Source organism: Arthrobacter sp. SE2, from assembly GCF_058244265.1.
In genome coordinates this window covers 277,399-294,206 of sequence record NZ_JBZAYA010000003.1, presented here as the reverse complement: position 1 = coordinate 294,206, position 16,808 = coordinate 277,399, and the positions used below count along the sequence as shown (strand labels likewise).

The following is a 16,808-nucleotide window of genomic DNA, read 5'->3' as shown; positions in this document are numbered from 1 at the left end:
CAATAATTGATAGTTGACTCGCAGTACGAAGTTGATCATCAGTGACGTGGCCCTTCGAGAGGGCTCGGAAGCTGAACATTTCTCGGCTTCCTCTTGTCCACTCACCGTCTAGAGGGGGACCTCGGGGTTTCGGCCACAACCATCAGGCCTCCCAAAGGAACGCGGCACTTACGATCGGAGACGATGGAGGAAGGTTCCCGATAGTAGCGGTGGGCTTGGCGGGGCTTGCCACTGAGAACCGACTTTCAGTCGAGCATTCATTTCGACGAATTGACTCCACGTAAGGAGGGGTCCAACCACTGTCTGCTCGCGTCGGACGTTAGCCGGGCTCGGAATCGGTGGTGTGGCGAACGCGCACGACTGGGCGCAACGGTAGACGGCGTTCTGGCCGTCTGGAACTGGGGATAGCCACGAGCCGGCGCCTACCGGTGGGAGCAGGCAGGGGATGGCCCGAACTCGGGTCCCGCTCCCCAGTTGGCTTGACCATGAAGTCGGCACAAACCATAGCGTCCCCTGATCATCTTGCACGTCCGTCGGGACTGATGAGCCTGGGTCAGGTCCGATCCGACCGTCAGCGTTGTTTCATCCTCGATGCGGGGACGGGCCCGAAATCGTTCATGAATATTCCGACCCGTAGGGAGATTCGTCGACCAGATTCCGCCAGCTGGGCCACGGGAATCAATGGTCAGTATTGTGAGCGGCTCAAGACACAAAGTGATCGCAGTCCCCCTGTAGTCGCAAGCGGCTCTCGGTCTGTTTGTGGCGGTTGTCCGTGCTAGAGCCGAGACCGGCGCCCACACCAGTGGTCGGACAGCTCAGTTGCTCCATGGTCGTGCCGCTTGCAAATGATCGTCCGGGATGAAGCTGTTAGCAGCGTGGTCTCCCCCAAGGTGTGTTTGTGTCAGGATCCTCCTTCGAGCTCTGAGCGGTAAGCCTTCTCCCGTGTGGCCGCGTTTCCCCTGCGAGTGCACTTTGGCTCGCACGTGGGTTCGTGCGATGTGATGGATCCGAGGCAAGCTGAATGGCGACCCAGTCAAAAGGAGTGCGATATCAACACCGCTGTGCGTGGCGTTTGTGGATTCTGCCTCGACCTGCGACCGTCGTGCCCAGGCAAATCTGGGGGCGGATCTACGGCATGCTTAGCGCAAACGCGCCGTGCGAACCTCTGCTTGGCCACATCGGTATCCTAGTCCTGGAGCCATGGAAGCGGCTGGACGAGGCTCTAGCTTGGTCATCGTCGGAGCATTGAGACTGCGCGAGCCGCTACCTCCCGGCAGGCCGGTTGGAACTATCGACGGTCCTCGACGCCGACGGTCGCCCAAAATCGAGGCGCGGTTTGAGAGCTTTCTCCGCATGCAAAGCACAAATTTCCTCCGCTCGCGTGATGCCCACCCATCCTTCACAGGGACAACCCTCTGTTGAAAAGTCTGAGAGCAGCGGTGGATATCGCTGTGGATAACTTTGTTGATAAGTTGGCCGGGTGGAGGGGCCGACGGTTTTCACTCAGCGAGTCTCTATCCGGCCGGCGGTGGTGTTCGCGTGCTACTCGCGCCCTTCGATGGTTCTGTTTCACGTGAAACAGCGCCATTGTCTTCGAGACGGCCATTTTCGCCCAAAATAGATCTATTTTTGGCCGATTCATGAGCTTCTACGGGCATTCCCGGCCCAAGCCAAGACTGCTTCCAGGTGACAGGCGGAGGCTCGCTCTGGTTCGCACTGTTCGCGCTCCCGACCACGCTAGGAGAGCTGCTTGACCTGGCTCTTTCCTGCAGTGGATATCGTTGTGGATAACTATGTGAATAACTCTGGGCCCGTCGGTGGATATCTTTCGCGGCCCCGATGCAGCTTCCCTGGAAGTTCGAACCTTTGATGTGCACTAGTGCCCCTATCTTGGTCAGAAGTCTCCGGATTATCCGTAAGCTATCGACCTCGGCGTGTACGAGTTTGGGCACCATGATCTCGTCGAGTTTCACGTGAAACGGTGGCCGACGATGACGGGACACGCTCCAGCTTGCAGGGCAACGACTCTTCTCAGCTGCCCGTGGGCGGAGGCGCCAATACGCGCCTGAGGCGGAAGCAGCCGTTGAGATGACGTGGCTCCAATGCTCACATCCGGAGGCCCACACGCCCGCCTACTCTGTGCATGGTTCATTCATCACGGGGGTATGCCGCCGACGGGGGCGCCCGGTCCGCAGAACCGGTGCAGAATCGCTTTCGCGCTTCAAGCGATTCTGAAGCTGCGGACGTCTGTGTAGAGCCGAACTTGAGGCAGGACATCGAGCGGCGGAGACCTGTGAGTGAGCCGCGGGCCCACAGGCCGGGCGAACCCTCGGCAATGGGAATCGCCGTCCGATGTTCAGCCGTTCGAATCCTCAGGCCCCACGCTCCGGGGACACGAACTAGACTTTCCTAGTGCGGGTAAGCTTGCCCTGGACCAAGCCGGGAAGCCCATTCACCGTGCCAAGCGCCACGCCTTCCCGCGTTCGAATCATCTCGCTTCAACTCTTGTCAGCGCCGGAGAGTGCAGGCTCGCGAAGGCTGTCGGAGGCTGCATGTCCAAGGCTGATTCGGCGGCCGTGTTTCTTTCGCGTTCGGATGAACGTCCTGCCGAGACCACCGTTGCTTCGTGATTGGATCCATGACGCCAGATCACTTGTTGAGAGGCAGGAGCGGGGTCGGTTGAAGTCCTGGGTAGTAATTTGATGGGAGGACGCTGGGTGTCGACGCCGTTCTGAATTGCGAACTACGGCTAAAGGCTGCGTCGATGGGTTCAAGGCGGAGCGGCCTGAACCAGACCAGACCAGACCAGATCGCTTGTCGGTTCGCGAAGACGACCTGGCAAGCGGGTACGGCTTAGAAACGTTGATCGCCACGATCGGCCATCATTCGCTCCCTCAATCGCGATCCAATCGCCAGATGGCCCGCCTTAAGCGAATTGGAGGGTGATGAAAGCCGGGACTTCTCATGGCAACTGTCGCGCAGAGAATGAACGAAGCCGGGTGCGCTTGCGCAATGCGACCGCGCTGGTTGTTGTCTCCAACTCCTGCGACCTGCCTGAGGGCGTCTGCTTCAGCCCCTTCAATGGTGCTCTTGCGGACCCAACAATCCGAGGCGCCCAGCAGGCGTGAGTGCGGCTGTCGATTTGACCATGCGGCAACCTAGTTCCGTGTGGCCGCCGGGTAGGCTTATCGTGACCCTCGGGGGCTGGTGAGACGAATGTGCCTACGTAGCGCTGGCCCGTAAGTCTCACGGTGCGAGGGGGCGAATCCTGCCGCTACCATCGAGCCGTAGAGCTGCGGGTGGCTCATCCCCTCTCATTCCCAGCCAGCGGGTTTACGCATTCTGTCTGTATCAGAAGCGCCGGGCTGCATCCGAAAGCTACCTCTGTCCCCGCATAGCTGACGGATTGGAGTCCAGGGTCCATAAGACGACCCATTTGCGCTGAAACAACTTAAATTGATTGCGGAAGTATGCCATCTCGTTCGATGGCTCCGAAGTTGAGCACGGCTAAGCAAGCTGCGCGTCACCGTGGTCGCCGTCTGGATACGCTTTGAAGTCGATTCTCGGTAGCGGGCCTCTAGGCGAATAGCCCTTGTATCCGTGAGATATGGCGAATTCTTCTGCCGGACTCGAATCGTGCGCGTGATGATTCTCTGCCTCCAAGCTGAGTGCGAGCCACCGCGCGTGGGCCTGCCGGTGTTGGTCCCTCGCGAAAGACGTGCGCGAGGTCGTACCGAGTCCTGGCTGATGAGGATGTGACAAGAAGTTCGGGCCGCCACTGTGTTTCACGTGAAACATGGAGCTCGGAAGGGTTTCCGCAAGACTCCCCAACTATCAGTGAAGGATGACCCGGGATCAGTCTCTTGGTTAGGGGTGCCCCGGAGCTTGCAAGAAGGTGCGATCGCAGGGTTCGAGGGGTCGGGAATTCAGGGTAAGTTGGACACGCCACCACCGTCAACAGGCATGTCGGCCAGTGCCTGTAGCCCCTTACAACGAGCAGTGATTTTACGTTCCACGTGAAACCTTACGAATGCCAACTCTCGCGTTCTTTGCCCGTACCGAATTCGAACACTAAAGTGCATGTCGATGACTCTCGAACGGTTAGCCATGTTTCACGTGAAACAGCCCACTCGAATACCTCGTCGTCGGCACTAAACCATAAACGCTGCAACAGCGCGGATACCCCGACATCAGCGGACGACTCAGAAGAAGCGACAGCGCACTTGTCGTTTAGTCTTTGATCCATGCCAGTCCTGCCGGCATTTGCCCTTATCCGATCCCGACTCCAGTCGCGCAATAGATTTCACGCCAGTCCTGGCCGTTCCCCGGAAAAATTATCTATCTTGAAATTGAAAATGGTTCACTTGAGACATCGTCAGTCCACGAGCAGCAAAAGCGCTTGCATCGGCCTACCAACATTCACACCAGCACCGCCAGTCGCGAGACCACGAACCCCGAGGCCGCATACCGAAGGCACGAAAAAGCCGGTGGCCCTAGCTCAAGAGCGAGGGCCACCGGCCGAATCAGAAGCGACCGCTAAAGGGGCGCCCGACGTCCTAGGACAGTACGGATTCAAATTCCTTTTCGAAGAACTGCTTCGGCTTGGCGCCGATAACTGTGCTCTTCACTTCTCCCCCACTGAAGAGGTAAACCGCCGGAATAGACGTGATGCCGTATTCAGCGGCGATCGCTGGGTTGTCGTCGACATTCAGCTTGACTACGTCAACCTTGTCTCCGTACTCAACCGAGATTTCATCGAGGATGGGACCCAACTTGCGGCACGGGCCGCACCACTCCGCCCAGAAGTCCACAATGACCGGCTTTTCAGCGGCCAGGACGTCGGTGCTGAAACTGGCGTCGGTAACGTTTTTAGCGTTGCTCATAATTCTTTCCCTTCGAATGGATGGCTGCCGTGCCGATTAGGCGTGCAGGTCTGCAAGATAGTGCTCGACGTCCAAAGCCGCGACGCAACCCGAACCAGCTGCCGTGATGGCCTGGCGGTAGGTGGGGTCCACGACGTCGCCGGCGGCGAAGACGCCCTTGATGCTGGTCTTGGAGCTGCGGCCGTCGACGGCGATGGTGCCTTCAGGGGCGAGCTCCAGCTTTCCCTTTACGAGTTCCGTGCGGGGATCGTTGCCAATGGCCACGAAAACGCCGGTGACGGCGAGTTCGGACTCGGTACCGTCGACGAGGTTCTTCAGCTTCAAGCCGGTAACCTTGTCCCCACCGATGACGTCCTCGACGGCGGTGTTCCACACGAAATTGATCTTCTCGTGGGCCTCCGCACGGTCACCCATGATTTTGGAAGCCTTGAGGGCGTCGCGGCGGTGTACCACAGTGACGGACTTGGCGAACTTGGTGAGGAAAAGTGCTTCCTCCATTGCAGAGTCCCCGCCGCCGATCACTGCGATGTCCTGGTCCTTGAAGAAGAAACCGTCACAGGTTGCACACCAGCTCACGCCGTGTCCGGAAAGACGCTTTTCATTCGCCAGGCCGAGCTCGCGGTATGCGGAACCCGTGGAAAGAATGATGGCGCGTGCCTTGAAGGTCTCTCCCGTGCCGATCGTCACGGACTTAATGTCGCCGTCGAGGTCCAGTTCAGTGACGTCCTCGAACTGAATCTCAGTCCCAAAGCGTGCCGCCTGCTTTTCGAAGTTCTCCATGAGATCAGGTCCCATGACGCCTTCGGGGAAACCGGGGTAGTTCTCGACGTCCGTTGTGTTCATCAGTTCGCCACCGGCAGTCACGGAACCGGCGATGAGCAGCGGTTTCATGTTGGCGCGGGCAGTGTAGACGGCCGCTGTGTAACCGGCAGGCCCTGAGCCTACGATGATGACATCACGTACGCTGGACGCGGTGTTTTCTGCGTTGCTCACTGGTGGGTGAACCTCTTCCTTAGTCGATGCACCGGATCCTTGCGGCCGGCCACATGGCACAACCCTCTGTCGGCGCGGAATATTCCGATGTTCCCGGGGACCCTAATATCCGCCACCATTCAGGGTACCTTCCGGCAGCGCAGGGCATGGAAGGACGAAGGCTCCGTTACCGGAGTTGACGCCCGAAGGGGCCTTCCGCCGTCGACTACTGGACCTTGATCTCCGCAAGGCGGAGGCCGAACCCGTAGCGTGTCTTGGGCGCGGTCAGCTTGGGCAGGGATTTGATGGAGATGATTACGTACTGCGCCGTTACAGGGGAACTGAGCGGCATGGTGAGCTCCGGTGACGTGAAGCTGTTGGTGCCCACCAATTTGGCCCCATCCATAGCAGGACGATCGTTGGTGTAAACGTTGATGTTTCCACCGGATGCGCCTAATTGACTCAAGGTGACGGACGTTACTTGTGAGGGCGCCTTGAGCTTGACGAGCAGCGAAACCCCATCAGGTGCCAGGCCGCCCCAGTCCGCGGTGGCGAACTCCATGTCCGACCAGTAACTCGCGGCGTTGCCGTCGTAAGCCTTGACCAGGTCTTTGTCGTAGCTCGCGGCGAATTCGAAATCGCCCATGCGGGTGACTCCATCAATGACCGGCGGCGCTGCGACCGGCGCTGCTGCTGATGAACTGCTACTCGGCTGTCCGGTTACCGTTTGAGAAGCTGTGGAGGTCTGCTTGGCTGCCGGAGTCCCGCCGGGGATGAGGTTGCCGAGATTGGTTACAGCCAGAACCAAACCCACGATCAAGACGGCGGCAAGGACCCCACCCACGAGCCAACGGAAGGAACGGGGCTCGCGGACTGGCTCTTCGTCGTAGTATTCGTCCTCGTCGAGGGGCTCTGCCTGCTCGCGCGCCGTCGAGGGGAAGCTCGATGCTCCTCGGCTGTATCCCCCGGTAGCTGCGGCCGCATCGCGAGAAGCGCCCGCATCTCGGGAGCCGGCGTCGTCGTTAACAAAGCCGTAGTCGTCTTCGGACCAGAGAGAGACCTTGGATTCCTGGGCGGGGTTCGCGGAGGTAGGCGCCGGAGGGGTGGACGCCGGAGGGGTGGACGCCGGAACAGCCTGCGTGGCGGGTGCCTCTTGGATTTGCTGGGGAGCGGTCCGGCTCGACTCGGCGGCTGAAGCGGATCCGGCCCTCCCGGAAGGTGCGGCTTCGCCGTGGTCGCTGGTTGATCTTCCGTTACCCTTTACGGCGGCTGCGGCCGCAGCGGCAGCCGCCCCTGCTCCCGCTGCCGCAGCAGCGATGCGGGAACCGATGCCCCCAGGGGCCGACGTCGGCCGGGCAGCAGGCATGGGAGGAACCACCGGGCGGCGCGGGTCCGCAGGTGCCGGGGCACCCTGCAACGAATCGCCGGGGGGATTGGGCTCGACCTCGTCGTAACTGATGTACTCGGCGTCGTGCTCTTCTTCGTCGTACAGTCCGTCGTAGGTCTCGGGTTCGTGGGACCTTGCCTGGCCGAAGATCTCGCTGCCAAGAGTGTCCGTGAAGAACGGTTCGACGTAGGGCGGGTTGGTGGCCACTACGAGATCCAGTAGGTCAGGAGCGCTGCTGTGGTTGGTGATGAGGTACGTGGTGCTGTCGCTCACGCCGAGATCGAGGATCTGGACATGGCCGGGCCGTTCCCCAGTGGCTACCTCGCGGGCGCTTTTGGCGACCTGCTCAGCGTTTCCGGGGCCGGCCACGAGGATGCTGACAGGTCTGTTGAGGACCTGGTCCACGCCGTCGAGCACCAGATCTTGGTCGTGCGAAGTCAACACGGTGGCTGTGACTTTGTAGCGGCCGCCAAGCACTGATCCGACATCGATCGGGTGGGACACGGGTTCCTCCTATGACTGTCCGGAAGCTGCGGGTCCTGAATACGGGATCCGGCCAGCCGGGTGACCCGTGGTCTGCAACTACCTGTATTAGTTTCTGATCCTAGCTGATTGGGCCGTTCCGGCTCCGGGTTTGCGAGGATGCGTCACCTTTTGCGGCGGGGTCCACCGCGGAAATATGGGTTGTTTCCCGGCGTCCCCTGATAGGTACGGCGGCCAGGCAACGGGATGCCTGGGCGGCCTGCGGCCCCTTGCGCGGTGCTGGGGATGTCTTCATCCGGCAGATATGACTTCTCGATGTCGGACCAAGCGTCCACTGTATCTTTCCCTTCCGCAATGCCCCTATCGGCAAGGTGGTCAGGATCGTGGCCGCCATCCCACCCGTCCTTGGAAGGGATGGTTTGCAAGGCGGGACCGGCGCGGAAGGATGCTGCGTCGAATTCGCCCGAGATGCGCGGAATGAGCCCGGTGTCGTCGGACACTGTGGCGCGGACCGGCGTCGGGGTCTGCTTTCCGCCCGCGGGCGGTGTTTTCTCGACTGGAACACCCCGGCCGAGCCGGCCGAGAACCGGCCGGAGCAAATCGCGCAGCTCACTGACGTGGAAGACGCGCAGCAGGAACAGGTACGCAAGCAGCATGACGGGCCCGACGACGACAACGGTCACCAAAGCGGCGGGCCTGCTGCTCCAGGCAAAGCCGTCGGCGTGATAGCTGCCGAGGAGCCACAAGGCCAATGCGCCGGCGATCGCCGAGCCCAAGGCTGCGTAACCCATGCGAATGTAGGAGTTTGCGATCCGGGGGCCGTCCACATGGCCGAGGAGGCGTCGCAGGAACCAGACGCTGATGACCACGGAAAGGATGTTGCCAAGCGTGTACAGGACGGCGATCGCGAAGATGATCCGGCCCACCGGCAGGAACTGGATGATGAACGCGCCCACAACGTTGAGCAGGGCCAGCATGAGCTGGATGTAGAAAGGGGTCCGGGCGTCTTCGTTGGCGTAGAAGACGCGGGACATCATGAAGTTGGCGCTCATGAAGGGCGTGCTCAGCGCGAGGATCGTCAGCGTCTGGGCGAGCATGACGCCGTCCTGGGGCTTCCCGCCGGAGAAGAACATGCCCAGCGGTCCGGCGAGGGCGAACAGGGCCAGGGCCCCGAAGACAGTGGCGACGGCCATGGTCCGCAGTCCATGCGAAAGGGCCTCGCGCAACTCGGCCTTGTTGCCGGCCTGGGAGGCATGTGCCATGCGGTTGAAGAGCACCGTGGCGAGCGACAACGCAATGATCGAGTGCGGCAGCAGATACAGCTGGCTGGCTACTTCCAGGACCGCGTTACCGGGGAGAGTGGCGGCCGCCGGGTCCTGCGCGTGCTCCAGGCGGAGCCGCTCGGAACCGGGAATCGTCGCGATCCTCATGACGTAAAGGAAAGCGAGCTGCCCGACGGCGGCGGTCAGGAGCGTCCAGACGCTCAATTTCGCTGCCTGGCCCAGGCCCACGCCCCTCCAGCCAAAGCGGGGCCGGAGTCCTAGCCGCAGGCGGATCACCGGGACGAGGAGTATCGCGGTCTGCGCTAGTACGCCGACGGTGGAGAAGCCGGCGATCAGGAAGGTCTGGAAAGGCCCCCAATTGTCCAGGGTGTGGGGGTTGGTGTTGTTGGCGCCGAGGATCCAGATGAACATGCCCAGTCCTGCGATGGCCACCACGTTGTTCAGGATCGGTGCCCACATGGCGGGGCCGAAAGCGCCGTTGGCGTTGAGGACCTGGGTCAGGAGCGCATACAAACCGTAGAAGAAGATCTGCGGCAGGCAATAGAACGCAAAGGTTACGGCCAGCGACTTCTGCTGGGGTGAATAGCCCTGTGTAGTGAGATCGATGACCATCGGCGCAGCCAGTGTGACCAGCGCCGTGAGCGTCAAGAGAACCAGCACGGCCAAGGTCAGGAGCCGGCTGATGTAGTCCGCGCCGCGGTCCGGGCCCTTGCTCGCTTTGATGATTTGCGGGACAAGTACGGCGTTGAACACGCCGCCCGCCACCAGGAGGAAGATCAAGTTGGGCAGGTTGTTGGCGTTGATGAAGGTGTCATTGACCGTCGATCCCAGGCCCAGTGCGGCGCCAAGCATCCAGGTTTTGGCGAAGCCGAGGAACCGTGAAACGAGCGTCCCCGCGGCCATGACGGCGCTGGAACGTGTTTCTCCGGACTGGGGTGACTGGGTTGTTTTGGCGGCAGACATTGTCATTATCGTCCCATGAGCCGGGCTGCCTGGTGCGTCAAACCGGCGTCAGGCGGTGGGAAAGGCCGCGTTAGAGGTGTTCGGGCAGAACTTCCCGGGCAAGATCGGCGATGCGCCGCTCATTGGGAAAGGACAACTTGCGGGCCAATTCCTGGAGGGGAACCCAAGCGGCGTCGATTGCCTCTTGATCGGGATCGTTCTCGATGGTCAGCTTTCCGCCCGTGGCGCGCAGGAGGAAATGGTGCACGGTTTTGTGGACGCGGTGCCCGCTCACGGTGAACCAGTAGTCGATGCTGCCGAGAGGAGCGAGGACGTTGCCTTCGATTCCGGTCTCTTCTGCAATCTCGCGGACCGCTGCTTCCTCGTTGTTTTCCGTGCCCTCCGGATGCCCTTTCGGCAGGCACCACTCGAGCCGGCCACCCCTATTAAGGCGGGCGATGATCGCAACCCTCAGTTCGCCGTCGGACGTGTCCACGACGACGCCGCCGGCGGAGACTTCTTCCACCGTCGGAAGGGCAGCCTGTGCCGGGTGCGGAGCGGGCGCGACGTGGGCACCAATTGCCGACGGCAATGGTGCGTTCGTCCTCCTGCCAGGAGCACTCGGGATCGGGTTGGCCATGAAGTCCACTCTAACGACTCTTGCCCGTTGGTGATGACCGGGACATGGACTCGCGGTGACGTGCGGATGGCGTTCGGCGGTGATCCCGGTGCCGTCGCCACGCAATCGCAGCGCAATGACAAGGATCCGGTGGGATGGCGCCGTGAAATCTGACAAGCTTAAGGAACTATGGCGCAAGTATTGGACAGTTCTTCAGTTAATTTCCAGATGGATCCAGTGGTCCTGGACCTCGGCCGGCGGTTTGTGGACGCTGGATTCGAACTGTCGCTGGTTGGCGGGCCGGTGCGGGACCTCTTCCTGGGCCGTGTCTCGCCGGACCTGGATTTCACCACTGACGCCACTCCGGACCAGACCCTTTCCATCATCAAGAGGTGGGCTGACAATTTCTGGGAGATCGGCCGCGCCTTTGGAACGATCGGAATGAAAAAGTCCGGCTTCCAGATTGAGATCACGACGTACCGCGCCGAGGCCTACGACGCCGATTCCCGCAAGCCTGCGGTGGCCTTCGGCTCCTCGCTGCTGGCCGACCTCCTCCGCCGCGACTTCACCATCAACGCCATGGCGCTCCGACTGCCCTCCTTGGAACTCGTGGATCCGTTCCATGGCGTACGGGATCTACATGCCTCGGTCCTCGCCACCCCGGGAGCACCGGAATCGTCATTCTCCGACGATCCCCTCCGCATGATGCGCGCCGCCCGCTTCGCTGCGCAGCTCGGCGTTGCGGTGCACGACGACGTCCGCCTCGCAATGTCCGGCATGGCCGAGCGGATCAAGATCATTTCCGCCGAACGCGTGCGCGAGGAACTCGTCAAGCTCATTAACGGTGCGCACCCGCGCGCGGGCATCGACCTCCTCGTGGATACCGGACTGGCCGAATTCGTCCTCCCCGAGGTGTCTGCCCTGCGCCTTGAAGCCGATGAGCACCACCGGCACAAGGACGTCTACCAGCACTCCCTGCAGGTCCTGGAGCAGGCCGCGTCGCTCGAGACGGGCCCGGACGGCCCGGTGCCTGGCCCGGACTTTGTGTTGCGCTTCGCCGCGCTGATGCACGACGTCGGGAAGCCGGCGACGCGCCGTTTCGAACCGGGCGGCGCGGTGAGCTTCCGCCACCACGACATGGTCGGCTCCAAGCTGACCGCAAAACGCATGAAGGCCCTGCGCTTCGACAACGACACCATCAAGGCCGTGGCGCGGCTTGTAGAGCTTCACATGCGTTTCTACGGCTATGGGGACGCGGGCTGGACCGATTCCGCGGTCCGCCGATACGTTGCAGACGCCGGCCCCTTGTTGGAGCGCCTGCACCGACTCACCCGGTCCGACGTCACCACACGTAACCAGCGCAAGGCGGAGCGGCTCTCCTTTGCCTACGATGACCTTGAGCAACGGATTGAGGTCCTGGCCGAACAGGAATCGCTCAATGCCATCCGGCCGGACTTGGACGGAGCGCAGATCATGGCTTTGCTGGGACTCAAGCCCGGGCCCGTGGTTGGCCGCGCCTATAAGTTCCTCCTGGAGGAGCGCATGGAAAACGGTCCGCTGTCCCAGGAGGATGCCGAGTCCAAGCTCGTGGCGTGGTGGGCCGGGCAACCCGAGTCCGCCGTCGAACTTTCATCGGAACCAGCCGTCGATGCCAAAGCAGGCACCGCCGAACCAGAGGAGTCCTGAAGTGAACCCTGCAGCCAAGCCTTCCCGGCCACAGCTCTGGATCATGCGTCACGGGGAGACCGAATGGTCCAAGAGCGGCCAATACACCGGTTTGACGGACCTTCCCTTGACGGTGGAAGGCGAACAGCAGGCGGTGGAAGCCCGCAAGATCTTGGAAGGCATCGACTTCGACCTGGTCCTGACATCGCCGCTGCGCCGGGCCCGGCGTACCGCGGAGTTGGCGGGCTTCCCCGACGCCGTTCATGAACCGCTCGCCGTGGAGTGGAACTACGGCGACTACGAAGGCATCAGCTCGGACCTCATCCGCAAAGACAACCCGGACTACCTCATCTGGTCCGACGGCGTTCCCAACGGCGAGACTCTCGACTCCGTGGCAGCCCGTGCCGACAAGATCATTGCACGCGTCCTCGAGTCTGGAATGGACAACGTCCTGATTGTGGCCCACGGGCATTTTTCCCGCATCCTCACGGCCCGCTGGCTTGAATTGGATGCCCGGGAAGGCCGCCACTTTGTCCTGGGAACAGCCAAAGTTTGCACTTTGGGTTGGGACAAGCGGACGCCTGCCATTCTTCGCTGGGGACTGTAGGAAGAATTAATTTCTAAATTGTTTGTAATTGGCTGGTCAACAGCGCGATTCATGGTGTAACTTTATTTTTGATCCCAGAGCGATCCGCCGGGATTGAGGCGTGCACTGCCCGGTCAGTCAGCTGCGGTAGTGCCAAAGCAGAAAAGGAGGTTGGGAAAATGATTACTTTGACTAGCGGATGGAAGATGACCGTTGCTGGCACCCCGGCCTTTGCTGCTCGACGCCGTTTTGCGGCCTAACTCCCCCTGATGTACTTCCTACCCTGATTATTTGGGGCAGTTCACGGTGCAATCAGGCTCCGGGTTGGGCCTGCCATTGAGCGGTATCACGCGATTGACGTGGTGCGCAGTTTCCTCATAGTTCGGAACCAGCTTCTTGTTGGGGACGGCTGCCCCTGGATACCACCTACCGGAACTCCATGCTTCGGTACTGTTTACGGTCATTCGATAAATCCGCTTAATCCACCCATCATTGCCCGGCATTCACATGCCTAATTCTGCCGCTGCTTTCTTCGAATTCAGTGGGCTTAATTGTCATGCCCGAATTCCGGCAATTCTCTTCAACACGAAAGGAGGTGAACCCTTGGCCAAGCGCCTCAAGGACCTGATGGTCTTCAACGGCAAGCCCGTCGTCAAAGACAAGACCCTTTTCAACGGACAACTGCTGGACCAACGCCGGGAAGACGTCTACGTCGTCCTGCACCAAATGGGCATCATCCGCTGAGTGTCCCCACCACTGCATTACAGGAGGGACTGATGGCACACATCGGACTGTTCGCCTCGGAAGCCCACGCGGCTATGCGTGGGCTTCCGCCTCTTAATGCGGGAGTCAGGCGCGGGGCCGTCCGCCGCGGCTTGCCGGAACCTGTTCGCCGGGCCTGAAGGTAAGCTCGATTCCATGCAGGAGACGAAGCCGCACAGCCAGGAAAAGCGTGCCCGCTTTGTGGTTCCCACCCGTAGTGATTCCTTGCTCAGGAACTTCACCGAGTTGATCGGCGGACCCCTCGGGGGTCGGTCCTCCCCCGGCGCAATCTCCCCGGGATTCTTCACCGTTGAGCGGGTCCTGATCATCCTCACGATCGTTGCGGCACTCCTGTCGATCTTGATCAAGGGCTATTGCCGCGTCAACGGTTGGCACACTCCCCAACAGTTCTACGCCACCTGCTACTCGGATTTCCCCGAACTTTTCAGCAGCAGGGGCCTTGCGGACGGCGTGTTTCCGATCTTCGATCAGAAAGCCCTGTTCGAATATCCCGTGATCACGGGGCTGATTGCGGGTGTTACTACATGGCTCGTACCGGGGCGCGGTGCCAGCCCCGAACGGATCCTCGGCTATTTCGATGTGAACGCGACCCTGATTGCGGCCATGTGGATCGTGGTTGTCCTGGCCACCGCGCGCATCAATCGGCGCCGGCCGTGGGACGCTGCCATGGTGGCCCTGGCGCCTGGGATCGTGCTGGCCGGAATCATCAATTGGGACATGTGGGCCGTGGTGATGCTCGCGGTGGGGATGTACTTCTTCGCAAAGGAACGCCCCGTCCTGGCCGGTCTGTTCATCGGTTTGGGGACAGCCACCAAGCTCTATCCGCTGCTCATGCTGGGCGCAGTCTTTTTACTAGCGCTACGCAGCCGCCGGCTGCGAGTCCTTATTGTGACCACTTTGTCCGCCACGGTAGCCTGGCTCGCAGTCAATGTCCCGGTCGCAGTCGTCAACCCGGCCGGCTGGCGCTACTTTTTCGACTACACCCGTGATCGCCCCGCTGGATACAGCTCGCCGTGGTTCGCCTACAACCTCGTCGCGGAACGCCTTCAACTGGTCCAGCTTGGCCCGGAGGCCATCAATGCCCTGGCGATGGACATGTTCCTCATTGCCTGCGTTTTGATTGCCGGATTGGCTTTGACAGCGCCGCGGCGCCCGCGGCTGGCCCAGCTGACGTTTCTGATAGTGGCAGCTTTCATCCTGAGCAATAAGGTCTATTCGCCCCAATATGTCCTTTGGCTGGTGCCATTGCTGGCTTTGGCCAGACCCCGCTGGCGTGATTTCCTGCTCTGGCAGGCGGCCGAGGCGTTGCATTGGACCGCCACGTGGATGTATCTGGGCCAGACGACAAGCGGCGGGGCCGCGCAGAACAACATCGACATGCCGTACTACGTCATGGCTGTCACGCTACACATGGCCGTAACGGCATATTTGATGTTGAGGGTTTCATGGGACATCTGGGAACCCCACCTGGATCCCGTCCGAGTCCACGGTGTGGACGACCCCCACGGTGGTGAGTTCAACGGCGCCGAGGATTGGTTCCGGATAGACCTCAAGAACCCGGCGGCATCGGTGCTGCCTTGGCGGCGCGATGCCTTGAACGCCGTGGAGGCTGAGTCCGTGCTCGACGCGCAATCCGGGGTCGATACGCCCAAACCTTCCCACGACTCAGTGGCCTCTACACGCGGCGAGGCCGAAGGCGATGGCTGAGGTCGCCGTCGTCGGCTCCGGACCTAACGGCTTGGCCGCCGCGGTAGTCATGGCCCGCGCGGGCCTGGCTGTGCGGGTGTATGAGGCCGCCGAGACGATCGGTGGGGGAACACGGACAGCTGAGCTGCTGGAACCGGGGCACGTCTACGATGTCTGTTCCGCGGTCCATCCGATGGCGCTGGCTTCGCGTTTCTTCCGGGAGTTTGAACTCGAGCGGCGCGTGGAGCTGCGATTGCCGGAAATCCAATACGGAACTCCGCTCGACGGCGGCAGGGCAGCCCTCGCGTATCGCTCGCTGGAGCTGACCGCTTCAGAACTCGGGCCTGACGGATCTGCGTTTACCCGCCTGATGGGACCGCTGGTGGAGCGCATGGGCGGGGTGCTGGATGTGACGCAGAACCAACTGCTGAGGATCCCGGCCGATCCGGTGGCGGCGTTACGACTTGGGTTGGCGACCCTGGAGCAGGGTTCGCCGTGGTGGAACCGGCGCTTCTCCGGGGAAGCGGCTCCCGCACTCCTGACCGGGGTCGCGGCGCACGCTGTGGGGCCGCTTCCTTCGCTCGCCGCCGCGGGGGCGGGACTCCTTCTGGGTGCGTTGGCTCATGCCGGCGGGTGGCCCATTCCCGTTGGTGGCTCTGTCGCTATAGCGGAGGCCATGGTCCGGGACATCGAGGCCCACGGCGGAGTGATTGAGACCGGCGTTCAGATCGATTCCCTCGAAGAGCTGCGCCCCGCGAAGGCCATCCTGTTGGACGTTGCTCCCCCGGGACTGCTGCGTATGGCCGGTTCGGCGATTCCCGACCGCTATCGGCGGTCGCTGGAAGCATTCCGGTTCGGGAATGCAGCGTGCAAGGTGGATTTCATCCTCTCCGGGCCGGTGCCTTGGGCAGCTCCAGGTCTGGCCGCCGCCGGGACGGTCCACGTAGGTGGCACGCGTGACGCCATGGCCGAGGCCGAGAACCTGGTAGCGGCCGGCCGACATCCCACGAAGCCCTACATCCTTGTTGCCCAGCCATCTATTGTGGATCCCGGGCGCGCTCCCGTCGGGCGGCACATTCTCTGGTCCTATTGCCACGTGCCCAAAGGATCGACTGTGGACATGGCCGAGGCGGTCATCTCCAGGATTCAGGAATTCGCGCCGGGCTTCCGCGACGTGGTGATCGGCTGGAAAACGACGACGGCGGCAGGCTTGGCGGAATACAACGCGAACTATGTTGGTGGAGACTTCAGTGCAGGACTGATGGACATTCGGGGACTGGTGCGGCGTCCCGTGTTTTCAACGGTGCCATGGCGGACGCCCATTCCAGGAGTGTACCTGTGTTCCTCCTCAACGCCCCCCGGCCCCGGAGTAACAGGAATGCCCGGGTATCACGCTGCGAAATATGCCTTGAAGGACATGTTCGGCCTGCAGATACCCGGCCTCGGCGTGGGCACATAACCCCCCGACGCCCGCTCACATATGTCGACAAAATCCCGGACGCTCGCTCATCTATGGCGT

The 16,808-nt window shown here is 61.6% G+C and carries 10 protein-coding genes; 5 read left to right on the top strand and 5 right to left on the bottom strand.

Annotated features, from left to right (window positions below; all coding sequences use genetic code 11):
* Window positions 1-4,556: 4,556 nt before the first annotated feature.
* From trxA to AC4CS3_RS06210, 5 genes are all read right to left on the bottom strand, one after another.
* Window positions 4,557-4,883 (bottom strand): thioredoxin, encoded by a 327-nt coding sequence (trxA, locus tag AC4CS3_RS06230; protein WP_078107075.1) that lies wholly within the window; start codon window positions 4,881-4,883, stop codon window positions 4,557-4,559.
* A gap of 36 nt (window positions 4,884-4,919) precedes the next feature.
* Window positions 4,920-5,876, bottom strand: coding sequence for a thioredoxin-disulfide reductase (gene trxB, locus AC4CS3_RS06225; protein ID WP_490782677.1), 957 nt, complete (start codon window positions 5,874-5,876; stop codon window positions 4,920-4,922).
* Window positions 5,877-6,081: 205 nt separating this feature from the next.
* Window positions 6,082-7,746, bottom strand: coding sequence for an ABC transporter substrate-binding protein (locus AC4CS3_RS06220; RefSeq protein ID WP_490782676.1), 1,665 nt, complete (start codon window positions 7,744-7,746; stop codon window positions 6,082-6,084).
* A gap of 143 nt (window positions 7,747-7,889) precedes the next feature.
* Window positions 7,890-9,971 (bottom strand): murein biosynthesis integral membrane protein MurJ, encoded by a 2,082-nt coding sequence (murJ, locus tag AC4CS3_RS06215; protein ID WP_490782675.1) that lies wholly within the window; start codon window positions 9,969-9,971, stop codon window positions 7,890-7,892.
* Between the two features lie 70 nt (window positions 9,972-10,041).
* Window positions 10,042-10,542, bottom strand: a complete 501-nt coding sequence (locus tag AC4CS3_RS06210) for an NUDIX hydrolase (protein WP_490782760.1) — start codon at window positions 10,540-10,542, stop codon at window positions 10,042-10,044.
* A gap of 216 nt (window positions 10,543-10,758) precedes the next feature.
* Between AC4CS3_RS06210 and AC4CS3_RS06205 the strand changes: the two genes are divergently transcribed.
* From AC4CS3_RS06205 to AC4CS3_RS06185, 5 genes are all read left to right on the top strand, one after another.
* Window positions 10,759-12,255: a CCA tRNA nucleotidyltransferase gene (locus tag AC4CS3_RS06205; RefSeq protein WP_490782674.1), complete on the top strand. Its 1,497-nt coding sequence runs from the start codon at window positions 10,759-10,761 to the stop codon at window positions 12,253-12,255.
* Between the two features lies 1 nt (window position 12,256).
* Window positions 12,257-12,841 (top strand): histidine phosphatase family protein, encoded by a 585-nt coding sequence (locus tag AC4CS3_RS06200; RefSeq protein WP_490782673.1) that lies wholly within the window; start codon window positions 12,257-12,259, stop codon window positions 12,839-12,841.
* A gap of 582 nt (window positions 12,842-13,423) precedes the next feature.
* On the top strand, window positions 13,424-13,564 hold the full coding sequence (locus AC4CS3_RS06195; RefSeq protein WP_172465581.1) for a hypothetical protein: 141 nt from the start codon (window positions 13,424-13,426) through the stop codon (window positions 13,562-13,564).
* 174 nt (window positions 13,565-13,738) lie between these two features.
* On the top strand, window positions 13,739-15,310 hold the full coding sequence (locus AC4CS3_RS06190) for a glycosyltransferase family 87 protein (RefSeq protein ID WP_490782672.1): 1,572 nt from the start codon (window positions 13,739-13,741) through the stop codon (window positions 15,308-15,310).
* A complete protein-coding gene (locus AC4CS3_RS06185) occupies window positions 15,303-16,748 on the top strand; it encodes a phytoene desaturase family protein (protein ID WP_490782671.1) in 1,446 nt (481 codons plus the stop codon). The genes AC4CS3_RS06190 and AC4CS3_RS06185 overlap by 8 nt, the downstream gene beginning before the upstream one ends.
* Window positions 16,749-16,808: the final 60 nt, after the last annotated feature.

Excerpts from the sequence above, each read along its gene's own strand:
- AC4CS3_RS06205 (WP_490782674.1), top strand. The coding sequence starts at position 10,759 with ATGGCGCAAGTATTGGACAGTTCTTCAGTTAATTTCCAGATGGATCCA.
- AC4CS3_RS06190 (WP_490782672.1), top strand. The coding sequence starts at position 13,739 with ATGCAGGAGACGAAGCCGCACAGCCAGGAAAAGCGTGCCCGCTTTGTG.
- trxA (WP_078107075.1), bottom strand. The coding sequence starts at position 4,883 with ATGAGCAACGCTAAAAACGTTACCGACGCCAGTTTCAGCACCGACGTC.
- murJ (WP_490782675.1), bottom strand. The coding sequence starts at position 9,971 with ATGTCTGCCGCCAAAACAACCCAGTCACCCCAGTCCGGAGAAACACGT.
- AC4CS3_RS06185 (WP_490782671.1), top strand. The coding sequence starts at position 15,303 with ATGGCTGAGGTCGCCGTCGTCGGCTCCGGACCTAACGGCTTGGCCGCC.